Below are 19,094 nucleotides of genomic sequence, written 5' to 3' on the forward strand. Positions count from 1 at the left end.
GGTCAAATTGAAGCCCCTAATGGATGATAGAGATATTCTATGAAGCGGTGCGATAGCCATTAGGCAAGCGCAGGTCGCGCGCGACGCTGAGGACCGCTTGAGCCAACGGTCCCATCGGTGCACGATCCGACACTATGACGCCCACGCGACTGCCTTCCGCCGTGGCGGGCAGCGGATAAGTGCGCGCCCAGGCCAGCCCTTCCAGCAAGGTGGCATGATTTTCCGGAATGATAGAACAGAGCCGCCCCTGCTGCACAAGGCCGAGCAGTGCGACATAGCTGTCCGCCGTGACCACCGGGCGCAGGGCAAGCCCCCGTTCGGCCAGACGCGCGTCCAGGATACGCCTGTTCTGCATGCCCTGATGCAACAGGCACAGCGGCAGGTCTGCAAGATCGGCCCAATCCAGCGGATCGGGTATCGCCGCACAGCCGACCGCACCGATGAGGATCGCCCGCTCCATATAAAGAGGCACTGACAAGGCGTGGGCCGGTGGTTCGAAATCGAGATAGGTGATCCCGGCGTCCAGTTCGAACGCAGCAAGGCCCCGCTCGATCTGCCGGGAAGTGAGCGCGCGGACGGAGATGTTAAGGCCCCGATGGCGCTCCAGCATCGCTTCAGTGAGATGGCCGATCACCGGCATGGCGGCCGGGATCGCGCCCAGCCTTAATTCGCCCTTCAGCGGACCACGGGCCGTTTCCGCCGCGTGACCAAGGGCTTCGGCAGCGGCGATCAATTGACGTGCCCATGGCAGGATAGCCTCTCCCTCAGCCGTCAAACCCACATATTTGCGATCGCGCCGGATCAGCCGCTTTCCCAGCTGCGCTTCCAGTGACGCGATGCCCACGGACAGCGTGGGTTGCGAGACATTGCAATAGGACGCGGCGCGCGCGAAATGACCTTCGCGCTCCAACGCCAGGAAATATTCGACAAGGCGCGTCTGCATGCTGTCATCTACACTGGATCGGGCGGAAGTTCATAGAGCGAAACTATGGTAATCGTTTGAAGGGGATGCCGGGCGAGAATTCAGCCATATGAGCATCTCGTTGGTCAATTTCGCAGATGATCGCACCTGTGCCTCGCCTTAACCCTCGTTAAGGAGTATTGTGAACCAGCATGCTATCACTTCCAACTCACCATCTGGAGGTTGCAATGTCTGGGCAAGCGGATGCACCTTATTTGTTCCGGCGCGCGCGGGAAGAAGCTGCCAAGGTAAACGAGGCCTTGGCAAGGCACGCTCCTGCCGAAGAGGTCGCGGCGCATCGGGAATTGGCCTTGCGGTATAAAGTGCGGGCACTGGCCGCTTCCTGTCCCGATCAGGTCCTGCATGACGCCATGGAAAATTTTGACGTGCCGAGTGACCCCGTAGGCGGAAAGCCCGCGCATCAATAACCTATGGGGATTGCAGCCGATAAAAATGAAAGCGCCCCCGAGCAAGGGATGCCGGGGGCGCGACTTGTATGCTGTCGGGCATCCAAATCGCGGCGCGTTTAACAGACATTGTTGACGACTGCAATCCAGTGATAACTTTCCAGCGGCCATGCCGTAACGTCAATGCGGACGACGCCCTTTGGAGCGAGGCAATATGCAGGTGGGACAAAAAGGCTAATTGAATTAGGCTCCCCTATCATCACATGGACTTGTGGCAACAAAGGCCCGGAATCAGCACAGGGGAAAGCAGGACATGGTTCAACCGTCGGATAAGTTGCCGCGGCGTTCGCTGATCGAAACGGGCGCTCTGGGCCGTTGCCCCCGATGCGGCGAAGGGCATATTTTCAAGGGATTTCTTACCGTCCGCGATCGATGTGAAGTTTGCGGGCTGGATTATTCCTTTGCGGACCCGGCGGATGGCCCAGCGGTGTTCGTGCAGTTGTTCGCCTGCGTTCCCGGCGTCATCTTTATCGTGATGCTGGAGATATTGGCGCGGCCGCCTCTATGGGTGCATATCGCCGTCGGCATCCCGGTGCTCATATTGACGACAGTGCTGCCGTTACGCCCGATCAAGGGCTGGCTGGTCGCCGCCCAATATGTGACGAAGGCGCAGGAGGCAGGGACGGCGGACCTATGGGCCAAGCTGCACGGAGATGGGGCAGACAAGCGGGATTGAGGGATGGGGGCGATATGGATCGCCCCTCCAGAAGGCCCCGTGCGCGCCCGCCTCGTTTCAGATATGAGCCCCGCCGCGCCAGTTTGCTGGCATGACGGTGATTCGATAAGCTGCCAGAACTGCCGCTAGCGGTTGGCGCTCAGGCGAGCGCGCCATGGCAGTGCTTGTATTTCTGACCGGAGCCGCACGGGCATGGCGCGTTGCGGCTGATATCCAGATTGGTGAACTCGCCGGGCTGTGCATTGCCGACCGGCGGACGCGGGAGCGTGGTCGTGATGCTGCCCAACTGGCCAGCGTCGATGTCACCGCTATTATCTTCACCTGAGAAGGGGTCGATGTGCGTGGTGATGAAGTCGGGAAGCACGGGCAGGTCGAACTCGGGCAGCGGTTCTTCCATCCTGAACTGCACGCGCGCGATCGAGCCGGTCACATCCTCACGGATGTTGCTCAGCATGCGCTCAAACAGGGCGAAGGCTTCCTGCTTATATTCGTTGATCGGCGTCTTTTGCGCATAGGCGCGCAGGTGAACGACCTGGCGCAGCGCGTCGAGGGTCGACAGATGCTCTTTCCAGTGATGGTCCAGGCTCTGGAGCAGGATCGATTTTTCGATCATGTGCCAGTTTTCCGGATCGATCCCGCCAATCTTTTCGGCGACCGCTTCATCGGCAAGAGCCTTGAGGCGTTCCTCGATCAATTCCGGATCGACGGCATCTTCCGTCAGCCATGCGTCGAAGTCGGGTTCAAGCCCGAGGATTTCGGCGGTGCGCGCCTTCAGCCGGTCGATATCCCACTGTTCGGGATATGTGCCCGGAGGACAGGATGCGCCGACAAGGTCGTTGACCGTTTCGTGCCGCATGTCCGTCACGACGTCGTCAACGGTATCAGCGTCCATGATGTCGGCGCGCTGTTCATAAATGACCTTGCGCTGGTCGTTCATGACGTCGTCATATTCGACGACCTGCTTGCGGATGTCGTAGTTGCGCGCTTCGACTTTCCTCTGCGCGGTTTCGATCGCCTTGCTGAGCCACTTGGACGGGGGCAGCGCCTCGCCATCCTCAAGGTTCGAGCGGATCATTTTGGCAAACATGGTGTCCGGGCCGAAGATGCGCATCAGGTCATCGTCGAGGCTGAGGTAGAAGCGCGAGAGGCCGGGGTCGCCCTGACGCCCTGAACGACCGCGCAGCTGGTTGTCGATGCGGCGGCTTTCATGCCGTTCGGTCGCGAGGACGAAGAGACCACCAGCGGCGAGCACCTCGGCCTTTTCAGCTTCGATCTCGGCGTCGATCCGGGCGATCGCGGCTTCGCGTTCCGGTCCTTCCGGCATGTCGCGCAGTTCGTCCTCGACGCGCATTTCGAGGTTGCCGCCCAATTTGATGTCGGTGCCGCGACCAGCCATGTTCGTCGCGATGGTGACGGCGCCCTTCCGGCCCGCCTGCGCGACGATGTGCGCTTCGCTTTCATGGAAGCGAGCGTTGAGGACGGCGTGCTTCACGCCTTCCTGATTGAGGAATTCGGACAGCATTTCCGACTTTTCGATCGACACCGTGCCGACGAGGACCGGCTGGCCCTTTTCGGCATGGACCTTGATCGTCTTGGCGATGCCGCGGAACTTGTCTTCCAGATTCTTGTAGAAGCTGTCTTCCTCATCGACACGCTGCACCGGCCGGTTGGTCGGGATGGTGACGACGTTCATCTTGTAGATTTCGTAGAATTCGGTCGCTTCGGTCGCGGCCGTGCCGGTCATGCCGCCCAGCTTCGGGTACATGCGGAAAAAATTCTGGAAAGTGATGGAGGCGAGCGTCTGGTTTTCCGGCTCGATCTGAACGCCTTCCTTGGCTTCTACTGCCTGATGCAGGCCGTCCGACCAGCGGCGGCCATCCATCATGCGGCCGGTGAACTCATCGATGATGATGACCTTGCCGTCTTTCACGATGTAATCGATGTCGCGGCGGAACATCACGACAGCGCGCAGCGCCTGGTTGACGTGGTGGACGACGGCGGTGTTTTCGAAATCGTAGAGGTTGGCGCCCTCCAGCAGGCCAGCATCTTCCAGCAGACGCTCGATCTTTTCCGTGCCGTCCTCCGTCAGGGTGACGGTGCGCTGCTTCTCGTCCTTCTCATAATCGGCTTCGTCCAACCGCTTCACGATCGCATCCACGGAGACATAAAGCTCCGACTTGTCGTCGGTCGGGCCGGAGATAATCAGCGGCGTGCGGGCTTCGTCGATCAGGATCGAGTCTACCTCATCGACGATGGCGAAGTTGAAGGGCCGCTGCACCATCGATGCGCGGTCGTACTTCATGTTGTCGCGCAGATAGTCGAAGCCGAGTTCGTTGTTCGTCGCGTAGGTGATGTCGGCGTTATAGGCTTCGCGCCGCTGGTCTTCCGACAGGTTGGGCACGATGACGCCCGTGGTGAGGCCGAGGAAACGATAGACCTGGCCCATCCATTCGCAGTCGCGGCTGGCGAGATAGTCGTTGACGGTGACGACGTGGACGCCCTTCCCCTCCAGCGCGTTCAGATAGGTGGCGAGCGTCGCGACCAACGTCTTGCCCTCACCCGTGCGCATTTCGGCGATCTCGCCGCGGTGGAGGACGATGCCGCCGACCATCTGCACATCATAGTGGCGCTGGTGAAGGGTGCGCTTGGCAGCCTCACGAACCGTGGCGAAGGCTTCGGGCAGCAGGTCATCGAGCGTTTCACCCTGCGCCAGGCGTTCCCGGAATCGGGCCGTCTGGGCCGTCAGTTCCTCGTCGCTCATCGCTGAAATGACGGGTTCGAAAGATGCGATGCGTTCGACGATCTTGCCCAACGACTTTACGTAACGTTCGTTGGACGATCCGAAGATGGACTTGGCGAGTGCGCCGAACATGCAAGTTCCTGACAATAGGGGAGCGCGCGCCCTTTTAAAGCAACGCACACGGATATGCGCGGCGATTTAGGGTTTGGCTGTGGGATAGTCAATTGATGAGCGCGTCTGCGTCACCGGCAAACCGGTCGGCCATCGCGGGAACGAAGCGTGGCTTCGACATCTATCACCTTTGCGCCTGGGCTTACCTGCTGCCTTGTCGGCCAGCGTCGACGCTGCGGAAACGTGCGTGGGCAACGGTCAACCGTGCGGAAAGTCTGTATAGGAGCCACAACTACCCGGGGCGCCAGCACTGGCGCCGGATTAAACACCGGCGGTGGGCGACGGAATATTGGTCGAGGCACCACGGATTTACGGGCTAGGCGCACGGTAGACGTGGTGCGGCAATAACGGTCTCCCTTTCGGTCGGTCCAGCATGACCAACTCCCGCTGACCGGCTCGGTCTGCGCGAGCGCCCCGTCCACGGCAAAAACCGTCAGCAGCAGGAAAGCAATACGCGAATGAAGCTGTGGCAAGCTCGCCCCCTTTCGGAGGCGCACCTTACGTATCAGGCTACAGAGCGCCATGGCTAAAGGTGGTTAACGTTTGCAATCATCGCGGGCGTTGACGGTTTCCGCAATTACGCTAATCCGCGCTCATGACACAGCGCTCTCCCCTCGCCCCCTTAGCCTTTCCTGAACTTCCCGCGATTTCGGGCGTGACCGCGCGCGTTGCCAGGGCGCGGTACAAGAATTGGGATCGGTGCGATCTGACATATGTGGAACTGGCCGAGGGGACGGCGGTTGCTGGCGTGACGACGCAGAGCAAGTGCCCCTCCCCCGAGGTCGAATGGTGCCGGGACGCCATTCCGCTCGGGTCGGCACGGGCGCTGGTGGTGAATGCGGGCAATGCCAATGCCTTCACCGGCCATCGCGGGCGGGCGGCTGTCGAAGCGATCGCGGCGAAGGTCGCCAATCATCTTGGGTGCCTGCCTTCGGATGTGTTCGTGTCTTCGACTGGGGTGATCGGTGTTCCCTTACCGGTGGACAAGGCGGAGGCTGGGCTGGAGGCAGCTTTCTCCGCCGCGCCTTGCGAGTGGGAAGAGGCGGCGAATACGATCGGGACGACCGACACCTATGCCAAGGGTGCGCGCACGAGCGCCATGATTGGCGAGACGCGCGTTGAGCTGGTGGGGATCATCAAGGGATCGGGCATGATCGCGCCGGATATGGCGACGATGCTCGGCTATATCTTTACCGACGCAGCGGTCGAGCCGAAACTGTTGCAGCAGATGCTGTCGGCGGCGAACCGGCGGACTTTCTCCTGCATCACGGTCGATAGCGATACGTCGACCAGCGATACGGTGCTGGCCTTTGCCACGGGCAAGGCAGGCAACGCCCCGTTGGCGTCGATGGACGATGCGGGAGCGGATGCCTTTCAGGCGGCGCTGAGCGATCTTTGCCTACAACTGGCGCATCTGGTGGTGCGCGATGGCGAGGGCGCGTCGAAGTTCATCGAGATCAACGTCGAAGGCGCGGAGAGCGATACGAGCGCGCACCGGATTGCGTTGTCGATCGCCAATTCGCCGCTGGTGAAGACAGCGATCGCGGGCGAGGACGCCAATTGGGGCCGCGTCGTCATGGCCGTGGGCAAAGCGGGCGAGCCGGCGGATCGCGACAAGCTGTCGATCAGGTTTGGCGTGACGCAGGTGGCCTCGGGTGGGCTTGCCGTAGAGGGATATGACGAGGCACCGGTTGCCGCGCACCTCAAGGGGCAGGATATCCAGATCGGCGTGGACCTTGGCCTTGGCGAGGGCCGCGCGACGGTGTGGACGTGTGATCTGACGCATGGATATATCTCGATCAACGCGGATTACCGTAGCTGATGCCGATCGAGCTGCATGACGATGTCGTCACGTTGATGCGTGAGGTGGCGCGAGACATCGTCATGCCGCGCTTCCAGAATTTGCGCGCCGACGAGATCAGCGAGAAGGCCATCGACGACTTCGTTACCATTGCCGACAAGGAAAGCGAGATCAGGCTGGCCGAAGGGCTGAGCCAGATCCTGCCCGAAGCGGGAATCATCGGCGAAGAAGCCTGCGCGGCGGACCCGGCGATATTGGATCGGGCTGGCGACGGGCTCAACTGGATCATCGATCCGATTGACGGGACAGGCAATTTCGCAGCGGGGCGGCCGCCCTTCGGAATCATGATCGCTTTGGCGGATGCCGGGACCACGTTGGCGGGATGGATATTGGACCCGCTTACCGGACGCTTGTGTCACGCCACGCTGGGCGCTGGCAGTTATATCGATGGCGAGCAGGTCCGGGCGCGGGAGAGCGGTGATCCGCTGCCGATAGCGGCGCTGGCGGTTTATTTCATGTCGGACGAGGAGCGAGCTGACATTCAACGGCGGGCGGAAGGGGCTTTTGCGCTTGTGGACATTCCGCGCTGTGCGGCGGAGCAATATCCTCGGCTGGTGTTGGGGCAGAATGATGTTTCGGTCTTTGCGCGAACATTGCCGTGGGACCATGCCGCCGGGACGCTGTTCCTGAACGAAGCTGGCGGATGCTGTCAGCGGTTGGATGGGTCGCCCTATGTGGTGGGCGATTTGCGACGGGCATTGCTTGGGGCTTCGTCGCCGCGGTTGTGGGAGGCTGCGGCGGGGGTGTTGTTTCGGTAAGGCGCGGTGGCCGGAGTGGTGGAGAGGTTGCGCGTTCCCCTCTCCCCGGCCCTCTCCCCTGAAGGGGAGAGGGAGTCTTGGACAGATTAGAGGACGCTTTCGATCCAGCCTTTTAGGGCGCTCTTGGGCGCGGCGCCGACTTTCGTGGCGGCGGCTTCGCCATTTTTGAACAGGATCATCGTCGGGATGCCGCGCACGCCATATTTGCCGGGTGCGTCGGGATTTTCGTCGATGTTGATCTTGGCGATAATGACCTTGTCAGCGAGTTCCTCGGAGATTTCTTCCAAGGCCGGGCCGATCATCTTGCAGGGGCCGCACCATTCCGCCCAGAAGTCGACAAGCACGGGCTTGTCTGCGTCGATCACGTCCGCCTGGAAGCTGGTGTCGGTGACTGCCTTGGTAGCCATGTTATATTTCTCCTTCAGTTGGGCGGATATCTAGGACGGTGACGCGTCCGTCTCAACGGGTGAAAGCGGCAAATTCTCCTGCGCGGGGGGAAAGCCCGGCTTGTGCGCGGCGAGAAAATCGTGCGGAAGCGTGATGAGGCGCGGGGCGCTGGTGTAGAGCAGCGCGGCTTCTATCCGCCGGTCGGGGAAGATCACCTGAAGCGCGGCGGCATAGGCTGCCATTTGGCGGACATGGGCGGCGGGGACTTCCTCCACACTGAGCGGCGCTATGCGGCCCGTCTTGAAATCGACGACCTGCACGCGATCGGGGGCGATGCACAGCCGATCCACGGTGCCGGAGATCACCATGTCGCCGACGACCGCCGCCACGGGCGCTTCAGCAAGGGCGCCGGGGGCGAAGAGCGTAGCGAAGTCGCTGTCCTCGATGACGCGGAGGGCCTGCGCGATGACGTCATGACGCAGTGATGCGTCCGCCGCGCCCTGCTGTTCGAGCCAGCGGTCGGCGCGTTCGTGGCGTTGTTCGGGCGAAACGTCAGGCAAACGCTCGAACAAGGCGTGCAGCCAGCGCCCCCGCTCGCTCGCCGCCCGCATGGCAGGCGTGGGCGGGGGATAGGGCACGTCATCCTCTACCGGAGCGGAAGGTGCGAGGGGCCGGGGGGGGCGCGCTTCCTCTGGCGCGGGCTGACGGAGCCAAGCGGGCTCGGCATGCGACGCCCTTTCAACCGTGGCGGCCTTTTCGAGGTCACGTGGAGACAGGGCTTCTGCGCCCAGCCAACGCCGACGCGCGCCCCATAGATGATCGTCCTCCCATTCCGCGCCAAGGGCGATCATGGCGTTCTCGACTGCCGTGAACCAGCTTTCGGGTTGTGGCATGCCACGGGCGCGCGGGCCTAGCGAGCCGGTGACGACCAGTCTTTCCTCGGCACGGGTCAGCGCGACATAGAGCAGCCGCCAATGCTCCTGCCGTTCGGCAGCGTGGGCTTCCTCCAGAACCTGCCCGATGGGGCCAAGCCGCTCGGACTTGCGGGGAGGGAGGATAGGCAGGCCGTTCCATTCCAGCGAATCGCTGCGTGTCCCGGCATCGGGATCAAGGCAGGCATCGGCCAGAATGACGACCGGCGCTTGCAACCCCTTCGCGCCGTGGACGGTAAGAAGGCGGAGCGAATCGCCCTGCGCCGCCGCGTCGCGGACGATCTCCACTTCGCCCCGGTCGAACCAGTCCACGAAGCGCTGCAAGGAGGGGTGATCGTCCGTCTCGAAAGCGAGCGCGGCGTTGAGCAGTTCCTCGATCGGATCGGCGGCTTCGATGCCGAGCCGTTCGATGAGGCGGCGGCGACCTTCCATCGGGCCGGACAGCATCAATTCGAGATAGCGATAGGGCGTGGTCAGGTCGGCGCGGTTCAGCAGGGTGCGAAGCGGGGCAAGCGCCTCTTCGTCCTGGGTGCGGGTGAGATGCTGCCAGAGCCCAACGCGGCGGTTCATGGCGCAGGCCATGAGGTCGTTCTGCGACCAGCCGATCAGCGGCGACACCAATAGCGAGGCTAGATTGAGATCATCCTCAGGCTGAACGGCGAAGCGGAGCGCGGCGAGGAGGTCGCGCACGGCAAGCGGTGCATTCAGGCGAAGGCGGTCAATGCCTGCGACGGCGACGCCCTCCTCATAGAGGCGGGCCACGATCAGCCGGGCTAGTTCGCTGCGGCGGCGGACGAGGATCATGATATCGCCTGCCGTAACCGGGCGGCCACGGCTTTCGAGCATCATGCCGTCATCGATCCATTGGCGGATCTGCCGCGCAATATTCTGGGCGAGCTGGCGTTCCTGATCGGCGGCCCAATCCTCCTCCCCTTCGGCGTCGTCGGACAGGCCAGCGATGGCTGGTTTCCATAGCAAGACTTCGCCGGGGAAGCGGTTGGCGCTGATGTGCTGGACGGCGCCCGAGAGGAGGCCGAGCCGCTCGGCGCTCAAGGTCGCGATTGTCTGATCGACGACATCGAGCACGGCGGGTGTGGAGCGGAAGCTGCGTTCGAGCGACAGGTCGTGGAAGATGTGGTCGGCATCTTCCGCATGGCGCTGGAAGGCTATTTGCGCGGCTGCGAACGCTTGCGGGCTGGTGCCCTGAAAGCCGAAGATCGCCTGCTTGAAGTCGCCGACCGTGAAGATGGTGCGGACGCGATCGCCCTTGGCCCCCTCCCCTGCGAAGAATTCGGCCGCGAGCGCGCCGACGATCTGCCATTGGCTGACGTTCGTGTCCTGCGCCTCATCGACCATGATGTGATCGATGCGCTGGTCGAGCTTGTAGCGAATCCAGTCGGCAATGCCGGGTTGGGACAGAAGGTCGGCGGTGCGGGCGATGAGGTCGTTGAAATCCACGGCGCCGGCAAGCTGCTTCGCCTCATGATAGGCGCGGGCATAGGCGCGGCCTGCATGCAGCCCCTCGGCGAGCAAATCGGCATAGGCGGCGAGCGCTTTGAGATTCAAAAGCTCGGCGCAGCGTGAGTGAAGGCGCGCGCTTGCCTCTCCATAGCCATCGACCGGGGGCACCCAGCCCTTGGTCGAAATGAGGTCGCCGTCCTTCTTCGCCCAAGCGGCGTGCAAATCCTCCAAAGATTCCGCGCGGTCGCGAGCGCTCAGGGCTCGCCATCGGGCTATGCGGTCACAGCGCTCCAGGGCGCGGCCGGTGCCCCAATCGGCATTGGCCTGAGCGATCCAGGCGAGGGTTCGCATGTCGAACTGCGCGTCTTCGCACTGGCTGGCGAGGTGAGCGATGACGTCACCTTCGGGAAGGCCAAGTTCGCGATAGAGCGAGGCGGCGATGTCTTCCGGCAATTGCTCCAGCGCGGGCAGATGGGCGGCGCAGCGCAGGAGGAATTGTTCGGCGCCGCCTTCCCCCAGACGCAGGCTGATTGCCTGAAGCGCTTCCATGAGCCGGTCGTCGCCCTGATCCTGCGCGCGCACGGCGAGATCGGCCAGGGTCTGGCGGGCGAGCGCCGCCTGCTCCCGCTGGTCGAGGGGGCGGAAGCCCGGTGGCAGGTCAGCTTCGAGCGGGAAAGCGGTCAGCAATTGCTGGCAAAAGCCGTGGATGGTCTGGATGCGAAGGCCGCCGCCGGTGGATTCCAGCACTTCCGCAAAGAGGCGGCGGGCGCGGTCGCGGGCTTCCGGGCCGCTGTCCTCGTGCAGCGCCTCCAGATCCTCAAACAGTTCGCCTTCCTCCATCTGGACCCAGGCGGCGAGGCGATCATGGATGCGGTCGGCCATTTCCGCCGCGCCCGCTTTGGTGAAGGTGAGGCAGAGGATATTTTCAGGGCGCACACCCTGTAGCAGCAGGCGGAACACGCGAGCGGTCAGCACATGCGTCTTGCCTGTGCCCGCCGAAGCCGACAGCCACACATGCGCGTCAGGCGACGCAGCGCGCGCCTGCGCTCCCGCGAGGGGTTGAAGGGCCGAGGTCTTCCTAGACATCGTCGCGGCCATACCATTCCTCCAGCCGCATCAGCTGGTCATAGTCGCCATAGTTTGCGACTTCGGGATTTACCTGCGCGTCGAAGGGGGCGTTACCGGTCAGATAATCCCCGGCGATTTTCTCGAACCATTCGTGGACGAGCGCGGTGAAAGACGATGTCACGATCTTGTCTCGCTTCCCCATCGGATCGACGGGGCTTTCCCGGTAACCGAAGGCGTCGTTCTTCTTGGCGAGGGACCAATATTCGAAGCATCCTGCGGTTCCAGCGCCGTCGATGGCAGGGAAGCCACCTTGTTCGGCGATGAGGCCCAGTAGCCCCAATTGCAGGGAATAGCCCGCCTTCACCTGCTTGGCGCTCGGCGGTTTGCCGGTCTTGTAGTCGACTATGGCGAGCGAGCCGTCCGGCATGCGATCTATCCGGTCAGCCTTACCAGTGAGGGTCACGCCAGCGATCTCCGCACGGCCGTCCGTCTCCACCGCCAGGATGGAGCGCCCTGCTGCCTGATCGGCAGCCACCTCCGCAGCGATCCAGCGGATCGCCTCGATCAACCTTGGTTGCCAAAGCGCCTTCAGCAACGGGTGGACATCGGGCCGGTCGAACATCGCGCGGGCGCGGGCTTCCAGATCGGCGGGATCGCGCCGCCCGGCCTCTGCCCAGTGCTGGAGGATTTCGTGGACCGCCGTGCCGCGCCATGCGGGACCCGCGTCTGCATCGACCGGGTCGAGGCGATTGAGGCGCAATATGCGCTTGGCATAGAAGGCGAAGGGGTCAGCCTTTAGGCGGTCCACATCCGTTACGGGGATCAGCTTCGGGCGGACCGAGGCGGGTGGCACTGGCGCGGGGCGGCGGCTTGGCTGGTGCCGCGCTGGGCGGTCCAGTGCTTGCGCCAGCGCTACATAACGATCGGCGATCTTCCATTGTGGACCGGTCATGGCCTTGAGGCGCAGCCAGAAGCGGGAGGCTATGGCGGGACCGCCCGATCCTCTGCGCGCGCGGGTGATGAGGACATGGGGAGCGCCCAGTGCGCTGGCAAAGTCATGGGCGGCGCGGCCGATGCGGGTTTCGAGGCCGGGCAAGCCGAGTTCCCGTCGGATGCGGGGGGCAAGCCAGGGATCGGGTGATGGCAGGCCGGGCCATGTGCCCTCGTTAAGACCGCCCAGGATCATGAGGTCGGCCTGAACCAACTGGGCTTCGATCAGACCCAATATGGAGATGCGCGGATGGCCGCCCTGAACCGGGCGCACCGAAACGCCGCCCAACATATTATCGAGCAGGGTCGGGAGGGAGCGGATGTCGGATTGCTGAGGGCCTTCGGGGGCTGCCTGTTCCATTTCCGCGAACAGGTCGGCGGCGGCGTGGCCCTGAACACCCGACCATATGGCATCGCCGGTCAATGCTCCGGCTTGTTCGCGGAGGGCCGCCAGTTGCGCGGCGAATGTGGGGGCGGCGGCGCAGGCTTGCTCCAGCGGCTCGAGCAGCGCGCGCGCCTGTGACCACCATTGCCGCGTTTGGGCTCGCAAGGTTTGCTGGCGATCCTCTCCTTCCCGTTCGGCAAGGAGCAGGTCGATCCCTTGAAGGCCCGCAGGAGGACGCGGGCCGCGCAGTAATAAATCAAGGCCGCGCACGCCTTCCAGCCATGGAAGGCGTCCTTCGCCGCGCATGACCAGCGGATGCTTGAGCAATGTCAGGAGCGCGACGGGCGCGAAGCGTTCGGCCACCGCCTGGGCCAGCGCGATGAGCAAGGTGCCCGGCGGCAAGCGAGACAGCGGCAGGCCCGCGGAATCGTCGGCTGATATTCCCCAGCGCGCCAGATGCGCCGACACCCGCGTGGCAAGTTGGCGGTCGGGCGTGACCAGCGCGGCGGTGCGGCCCTGCGTTTCCACCGCCTCACGCAGGGCGATGGCGATCGCCTGAGCTTCCTCACCCGGCGTTGCGACTTCCAGCGCCTCCACTCCGGCAAGCGACCGGTCGGCGGTCTTCAGATCGCGCCAACGGCTGGTCAGGCGCGGGGGAAGCATCGCGTTGCAGATGTTGCGGCTGCGGACGGCGCGCGCATCATGCTCGCTGCCCCAGCGCCAGAGCGCCACGTCATCGCGGGTTGCGCTCATTCCATTGAGCAAGCGCTTGAGGGCATATTGGGGATGGGTTTCATGCGCAGGGGGCGCACGGCCGGTGACGGGGTCCGGCGCGAAGGGACCGATGGCGTTCCATGCGGCTTCGTCCATTTCATGGTCGAGGCCAGCGAAAACGACGCTGCCGCGCGGCAGGACGGCAATCCTTCGAAGCAGACCCGCAACCGCCGGAGCGGTCGTGGCTATGCCAGCGGCGATCACGAAGCCGGACGGCGGCTCTGCAGCCCAGCGGGTAGCGAGACGATCGAACAGGCGATTGCGGCGGTCGGCCAGGTCAATGAGGCCAAGCCGTGCCAATTCCTCCGGCCAGCGGCGAATGAGGATGGAAAATAGATCGAGCGATCTTTGCCAATGGCCCGACAGTTCATCCGACAGCGTGAGTTCGGAAAGCGCGGTGATGGGCACCCGCTCCACCTGCATCTGGTCGAGCACCGTGCCGAGCGCCTGACCGAGCTTGATCGCCTGCGCGGCGTCCATTGGCTGGCCGGATGCCTGCTGAACCATGCGGGCCAGGATCATCTGGCGGCGCATGGGCGCGATCGCGGGGGGAATGGCCTCCCCCTCCGCCAGAGGATCGAGCGCACCGCCTGCCTGTTCGCCAAGATCGGGATCGCCGATCGCGACCAATCGGGGAAGAAGCAGGCCTCCACCCGATCGGCGGACGAAAGCGTCACTGACGGCACGGATCGCGCGGTTGGTGGGTAGCAGGATCATGCCCTGCGCCAGCGCCATGGGATCGCTGCCATGCTGCGCGACTATGCCCGCTGCCAAGGCGTCGGAAAAGGCGCGGTGAGCTGGGATGTTGAACAAGGCGGGCCGGGTGCGGTCACCCATAGGCGAGCATCGATTCCACAAAAGGAATGGCGCGCGGCGTGCCGACGTCGAACCAGAGGCCCTGATGGGAAACGCCGTAGAGGCGCCCCGCTTCGATAGCGCGGTTCCAGAAGATATTGGTCGAAAAGACGTCGGATGGCGGATCGACCAGCAGGCTGGGCGAAAGGATCTGAACGCCCGTAAAGACGAAGGGCGCGACATGGCTCGTCTTGCGGCGGCTCAACCGGCCAGAGGCGTCCATGTGGAAGTCGCCCGGTCCCGTATGGCAATGAGCGCGGGCGAGTGGCACCAGCAGCAGCAGCGCATCCATGCGATCGGGGTCCCACAGGCGCTGCATCATGCTCAGCGTTTCCTGCGGCCCGTCGATCCAGAGATTGTCGCTGTTCGCGCAGAAGAAGGGTTTGTCCCCCAGCAGAGAACGCGCATGGATCAAGCCCCCGCCCGTTTCGAGCAGCTTGGGGCGCTCGTCCGAAATCAGCACCTGCATGCCGTTCGAATGGGCATTGAGATGCGCCTCGACCGTGTCGGCGAGGTAATGAACATTGACCACCACCTTGCGGATGCCGCCAGCGGACAGCCGGTCCAGCGCATGGTCCATCAGCGGCTTGCCAGCGACCTTGACCAGCGGCTTTGGGCGCGTGGCGGTGAGCGGGCGCATCCGCTTGCCAAGGCCAGCCGCCATCAGCATTGCCGTGTCGATCATGCGGGGGCGTTATCCTGAAGCGCCAGGTGTCGCTTTTCTGCCGGTATGTTGGCGGCGAACCAGTCCGCTACCGGCGCGAGCGCGGGGTGCGCCAGGTCGCGTTCCAGCAGGTCCCACATGCGCGGCAGGAAGGACAGGTAGCGTGGCTTTCCGTCCCGCTTCCATAGGCGCGTGAAGAGGCCGATGATCTTTGCATTCCGCTGCGCGCCCAGCACAGCATAGGCAGCGTCGAAGTCGGCCGGGGGATTTGCGATTGCCTTATAGTGGCGGATCATCGCAGCCTCCACCTCCGGCGGCACATCGCGCCGAGCGTCCTGAAGCAGCGACACGAGATCATAAGCGGGATGCCCGGCCAGAGCGTCCTGAAAGTCAAGAAGGCCAAGCCCGCGCACTTCAGGTCGATCGATGAGCATGATATTTTCGGCATGATAATCGCGCAGCACTGTGACTGTGGGGCTGGCGGATTGCTCCACGATCGGCAGCACGGCATCCCAGGCCCGTGTATAGGCATCTGTATCGACAGGGAGGCCGATCGCGGGGCAATACCATTCGGTGAGCAGCCCTGCCTCGCGCTGATAGACCGCGCGGTCATAGGGCGGCAGGTCGGCGGCAGGCTGGCGATGAAGATCAGCGAGCAGTTCGACTGCTCTGCTGTAAACGCCTTCCTCGTCGGCGGGGACATCATCCAGATGTTCCTTGACCCGCAAGTCGCCAAAATCCTCAATGAGCACCAGACCTTGTTCCAGATCGCGGCCAAGAATCGCCGGGGCAGCAAAACCCTGCTGAACCAAATGTTCGGCAATGGCGATGAACGGGCGCGGGTCCTCATGTGGCGGCGGCGCGTCCATCAGCACGGCACGGCGCGCGCCATCGACCACGCGGAAGTAGCGGCGGAACGACGCATCACCCGCCAGCGGGACGATAGCGGCATGACCCCACCCCGCAGCTGAGAGAAAGGCGGGAGCGGAAGCGGGCGGGATCATATCTGCGACCATCGCTCTGTCCAAGCGTCCGGCACGCGCACTGTCAAGCGCCGAGCGCCGTCGGGTTCGATGTCGATGTGGAGCCGCAGCGCATGCGGCCATGCATCCGGACCCAGGCGATCCGGCCATTCGACGATCAGCAGGCTGTCCATCAGATATTCGTCCAGAGCCAGTTCCCGCGCCTCTTCCGCATCGTCAAGGCGATAGAGGTCGACATGGGCGACGGGCAGCTTCACCTCCGGCACATCATAGGGCTGGACGATCGCGAAGCTGGGGCTTGGCGCCTCGCCTGCAAGGCCAAGCCCCTCCAATATGCCGCGCGCGAGCGTCGTCTTTCCCGCGCCAAGGCCGCCCTCCAGCGCGATGACGTCACCGATGCGCGCCAAGTCAGCCAGACGGCGGCCGAGGGCCAGCATCGCCGCTTCGTCGGGCATGGTCAGGCTTTGCTCAGCCACGGGGTAGCTCGATCACGGCCATGGTGCCCTGCCCCGGCTCTGACACGAGCTGGAGGGTGCCGCCATGCGCCTCTGCCAATTGCTTGGCGAGCGGTAGGCCGATCCCGGCCTTTTCGCCGCTTCGTGCCTGTTCCGCGCGAGCGGCTGCATCGAAGATCGTGGCGCGGCGCTTTGCGCTGATGCCTGGACCGTTGTCGGAGACGACGAGCCGCGCGGAATCGCTGCTGCCGTCGCCGTGCAGCAATACGCGCGCGCCACGTCCGCTGTAGCAGACGGCGTTCTCAAGCAGATGGTCGAGCGCCTGCCCTATCCGGCGGCTGTCGCCTTCCACCTTCCCCAGCGTTTCATGCAGGGAGATCGCAAGGTCGATGCCCTTGGCCGTTGCCTCGGCCTCGATCCGCTCGATGCTTTCCTTTGCCAGGGCGGCGAGATCGACAGGGGCACGGTCGATCGGGAGCGTCCCGGCTTCTCCCTGTGTCAGGTCCAGCACATTGTCGATCAACATCGACAGGCGACTGGTACTCTGGAGAATGCCATCGACATATTCCTTGGCGGAATCGCTCATGTCTCCGGCGTAGCCCGCGCTCATCATCTCGGCGAAGCCGGCGATGGTGGTGAGCGGCGTGCGCAATTCATAGCTCATATTGGTGACGAAGGCGGTCTTGACCCGATCGGCCTGCTCCAACGCTTCGTTGCGGTCGCGCAGCACCTGCTCGACACGGCGGCTGTCGGTCACGTCCAGCATCGTGAAAAGCGCATTGCCGTCGGGCAGAGGGATGGCGGCAAATTCGAAGATGCGGCCGTCCGCGAAACCGACATGGCCGACGCGCTGCTTGCGCTCCACTGTCGCGGCGCGGACCAGTTCGCGGACAAGATTGGCTTGCTGCGGCTTGGCGAGGCGGGATTGGACGGCGCGGAGAAGTTCGTCGATGCGCGGGTGCTGCGCCAGAAGATCTTCGGATATTTCCCAGATCGAGCGGAAACGGCTGTTCCACAGCGACAGGCGGCCATCGGAAGAAAATACGCCGATCGACTCGAACAGATTGTCGAAGGTCGCTGTGCGGACTCGCAGCAGCGTGTCGCGCGCGCTGGAAAGCTGGACCTGCTCCGTCCGATCCTCGAATATCAGGAGCAGGCCGCCGTCGGGCAATGGCTGACCATAGACGCGCAGATGCGTGCCGTCGGCGAGCAGCCAGTTTTCCTCGCGCGGGTCGGGGGAGAGGAACCAGTCCCGGCGTTCCGCCCGCCAGGCCGGAAAGTCGCGATGTTCGGGCAGGCGGCGGGCCTCCCGCATGCGATCGAGGACGCGTTCAAACACGGGCTGGTCCGCCAGATGTTCCTGGTCCAACCCGAACAGGCTCATAAATGGCTGATTCCAGAAACGCAGGGTGCGATCCGGGCCAAAGCGGGCCACGCCAGCGGAGAGGCGATCGAGAAGGTCGCGCTGAGCCGCTTCAAGGCGGCGGTGCTCGACGCGGGCCTGTTCAAGCTCATTCTGGTCCATCGCGAAACCCGCGACGCCAGCTTCGCCAAGCGGCACATCGACGACCCGCATCGTTCGGCGTTCGCCATCGATTGTCGCTGGCACCATGCGCTCGACCACCCGATCCTCGGTCAGCGCCTGCTCTGCTGATGACTGAGGGCCGAGGCCGCCCACCGCCTCGACCAACTCCGTGCCCTGAGCGATGACATCTGCCGCATTGGCCCCATCCACCGCCTGGACATAGGCTGCGTTGACCAGACTGAGGCGCATGTCGGCGGTGCGATGCCACATTGGAAACGGCGCGGCTTCCACAAGGCCCGCGAGCGCTTCCAGGGCTTCGCGCAGTTGCTCGACCTTGCTCTTCAGCGCCTGGATTTCCGACTGGCTGTCGGTCGCGTCGAATATCCACAGGACTACGCCGCCGCTTTCGGCAAGCACTGGCCCGGCAGGCGCGCCGCGCACCAGCAGGAGCCGGGAGGAACCCTCCCCCCGCACAGGCAGGGCGAAGCTGCGTCCGGCGCGCTGGGCCGCCGCTATTTCCTGCGCGAGGGCCGACGCGTCCTCCGGCTCCAGGCCGCCGTCGGGCGCGGTCAGTTCGGATACGAATGCGGGCACCCGGTCCTTGCCAAGCCATTTGGCGAGCCGGTCGGCGGCTTCTATCTGGCCATCGGCATGAATGATGATGGGTGCAGCGGGTGCCGAGGCGAGCAGGCTGGACAGGCGATCGAACTTGCCCTGCACTTGCGTGCCTTCGCGACGCATGCGCTGCCCGGTCGAAAGCGCCCACACCGCGGCGGCCAGCCACGCGGCCAGCACGATCCCCAATATGACTGCGGCAAATGGGGTCAATGACGTCATTGCGCCTGTTCACCCCTCATCGCGACCTGCCACCCCATTGCATGATTATCAGGGGACTAACCCAAGTCGGGAGCAGCGTGAAGCGGGGAGTTTGAAGAAATGCGCGGATCCTTCAAGACGGACACGCCCTCATCTTTGTCATCC

Annotated in this window: 13 protein-coding genes; 4 read left to right on the forward strand and 9 right to left on the reverse strand. The window is 63.8% G+C overall.

Annotated elements, in window-relative coordinates; translation table 11 throughout:
- Positions 1-37: 37 nt before the first annotated feature.
- Complete coding sequence (locus tag ACYU81_RS00115) at positions 38-943, reverse strand: LysR family transcriptional regulator (protein ID WP_460985825.1); 906 nt, start codon at positions 941-943, stop codon at positions 38-40.
- Positions 944-1,149: 206 nt separating this feature from the next.
- Between ACYU81_RS00115 and ACYU81_RS00120 the strand changes: the two genes are divergently transcribed.
- A complete protein-coding gene (locus ACYU81_RS00120) occupies positions 1,150-1,389 on the forward strand; it encodes a hypothetical protein (RefSeq protein WP_460985826.1) in 240 nt (79 codons plus the stop codon).
- Between the two features lie 292 nt (positions 1,390-1,681).
- Entirely contained in the window at positions 1,682-2,104 is a 423-nt protein-coding gene (locus tag ACYU81_RS00125; RefSeq protein ID WP_460985828.1) for a DUF983 domain-containing protein, read from the forward strand.
- A 139-nt stretch (positions 2,105-2,243) separates the two neighbouring features.
- Here the strand turns inward: ACYU81_RS00125 and secA are convergent, their stop codons facing one another.
- Positions 2,244-4,976: a preprotein translocase subunit SecA gene (secA, locus tag ACYU81_RS00130; RefSeq protein ID WP_460985829.1), complete on the reverse strand. Its 2,733-nt coding sequence runs from the start codon at positions 4,974-4,976 to the stop codon at positions 2,244-2,246.
- A 634-nt stretch (positions 4,977-5,610) separates the two neighbouring features.
- On the opposite strand from secA, the gene argJ reads away from it, so the two are divergent.
- Both argJ and ACYU81_RS00140 read left to right on the forward strand, forming a co-directional pair.
- On the forward strand, positions 5,611-6,837 hold the full coding sequence (argJ, locus tag ACYU81_RS00135; protein WP_460985830.1) for a bifunctional glutamate N-acetyltransferase/amino-acid acetyltransferase ArgJ: 1,227 nt from the start codon (positions 5,611-5,613) through the stop codon (positions 6,835-6,837).
- Positions 6,837-7,634: an inositol monophosphatase family protein gene (locus ACYU81_RS00140; protein WP_460985831.1), complete on the forward strand. Its 798-nt coding sequence runs from the start codon at positions 6,837-6,839 to the stop codon at positions 7,632-7,634. The genes argJ and ACYU81_RS00140 overlap by 1 nt, the downstream gene beginning before the upstream one ends.
- Positions 7,635-7,720: 86 nt before the next feature.
- Here ACYU81_RS00140 and trxA read toward each other — a convergent pair whose 3' ends face one another.
- From trxA to ACYU81_RS00175, 7 genes are read right to left on the reverse strand one after another with little or no spacing between them, the layout of a single operon-like run.
- On the reverse strand, positions 7,721-8,041 hold the full coding sequence (gene trxA / locus ACYU81_RS00145; protein ID WP_449472362.1) for a thioredoxin TrxA: 321 nt from the start codon (positions 8,039-8,041) through the stop codon (positions 7,721-7,723).
- A 30-nt stretch (positions 8,042-8,071) separates the two neighbouring features.
- A complete protein-coding gene (gene addA / locus ACYU81_RS00150; RefSeq protein ID WP_460985832.1) occupies positions 8,072-11,512 on the reverse strand; it encodes a double-strand break repair helicase AddA in 3,441 nt (1,146 codons plus the stop codon).
- On the reverse strand, positions 11,493-14,468 hold the full coding sequence (addB, locus tag ACYU81_RS00155) for a double-strand break repair protein AddB (protein WP_460985833.1): 2,976 nt from the start codon (positions 14,466-14,468) through the stop codon (positions 11,493-11,495). The genes addA and addB overlap by 20 nt, the downstream gene beginning before the upstream one ends.
- A complete protein-coding gene (locus tag ACYU81_RS00160) occupies positions 14,461-15,171 on the reverse strand; it encodes a nucleotidyltransferase family protein (protein WP_460985834.1) in 711 nt (236 codons plus the stop codon). Before ACYU81_RS00160 ends, addB begins: the two co-directional genes overlap by 8 nt.
- Positions 15,168-16,154 carry an aminoglycoside phosphotransferase family protein gene (locus tag ACYU81_RS00165; protein ID WP_460988071.1) on the reverse strand — a complete coding sequence of 329 codons (987 nt, stop codon included), beginning with the start codon at positions 16,152-16,154 and terminating at the stop codon, positions 15,168-15,170. Before ACYU81_RS00165 ends, ACYU81_RS00160 begins: the two co-directional genes overlap by 4 nt.
- Positions 16,151-16,588 (reverse strand): tRNA (adenosine(37)-N6)-threonylcarbamoyltransferase complex ATPase subunit type 1 TsaE, encoded by a 438-nt coding sequence (tsaE, locus tag ACYU81_RS00170; protein ID WP_460988072.1) that lies wholly within the window; start codon positions 16,586-16,588, stop codon positions 16,151-16,153. Before tsaE ends, ACYU81_RS00165 begins: the two co-directional genes overlap by 4 nt.
- A 13-nt stretch (positions 16,589-16,601) precedes the next feature.
- Positions 16,602-18,950, reverse strand: coding sequence for a sensor histidine kinase (locus ACYU81_RS00175; RefSeq protein WP_460985835.1), 2,349 nt, complete (start codon positions 18,948-18,950; stop codon positions 16,602-16,604).
- Positions 18,951-19,094: the final 144 nt, after the last annotated feature.

Source organism: Sphingobium sp. TomTYG75, assembly GCF_054771635.1.

What these genes read in the sequence shown, in the direction of transcription:
- ACYU81_RS00115 (WP_460985825.1), bottom strand. Translation starts at nt 943, where the DNA reads ATGCAGACGCGCCTTGTCGAATATTTCCTGGCGTTGGAGCGCGAAGGT.
- ACYU81_RS00120 (WP_460985826.1), top strand. Translation starts at nt 1,150, where the DNA reads ATGTCTGGGCAAGCGGATGCACCTTATTTGTTCCGGCGCGCGCGGGAA.
- ACYU81_RS00125 (WP_460985828.1), top strand. Translation starts at nt 1,682, where the DNA reads ATGGTTCAACCGTCGGATAAGTTGCCGCGGCGTTCGCTGATCGAAACG.
- secA (WP_460985829.1), bottom strand. Translation starts at nt 4,976, where the DNA reads ATGTTCGGCGCACTCGCCAAGTCCATCTTCGGATCGTCCAACGAACGT.
- argJ (WP_460985830.1), top strand. Translation starts at nt 5,611, where the DNA reads ATGACACAGCGCTCTCCCCTCGCCCCCTTAGCCTTTCCTGAACTTCCC.
- ACYU81_RS00140 (WP_460985831.1), top strand. Translation starts at nt 6,837, where the DNA reads ATGCCGATCGAGCTGCATGACGATGTCGTCACGTTGATGCGTGAGGTG.
- trxA (WP_449472362.1), bottom strand. Translation starts at nt 8,041, where the DNA reads ATGGCTACCAAGGCAGTCACCGACACCAGCTTCCAGGCGGACGTGATC.
- addA (WP_460985832.1), bottom strand. Translation starts at nt 11,512, where the DNA reads ATGGCCGCGACGATGTCTAGGAAGACCTCGGCCCTTCAACCCCTCGCG.
- addB (WP_460985833.1), bottom strand. Translation starts at nt 14,468, where the DNA reads ATGGGTGACCGCACCCGGCCCGCCTTGTTCAACATCCCAGCTCACCGC.
- ACYU81_RS00160 (WP_460985834.1), bottom strand. Translation starts at nt 15,171, where the DNA reads ATGATCGACACGGCAATGCTGATGGCGGCTGGCCTTGGCAAGCGGATG.
- ACYU81_RS00165 (WP_460988071.1), bottom strand. Translation starts at nt 16,154, where the DNA reads ATGATCCCGCCCGCTTCCGCTCCCGCCTTTCTCTCAGCTGCGGGGTGG.
- tsaE (WP_460988072.1), bottom strand. Translation starts at nt 16,588, where the DNA reads ATGCCCGACGAAGCGGCGATGCTGGCCCTCGGCCGCCGTCTGGCTGAC.
- ACYU81_RS00175 (WP_460985835.1), bottom strand. Translation starts at nt 18,950, where the DNA reads ATGACGTCATTGACCCCATTTGCCGCAGTCATATTGGGGATCGTGCTG.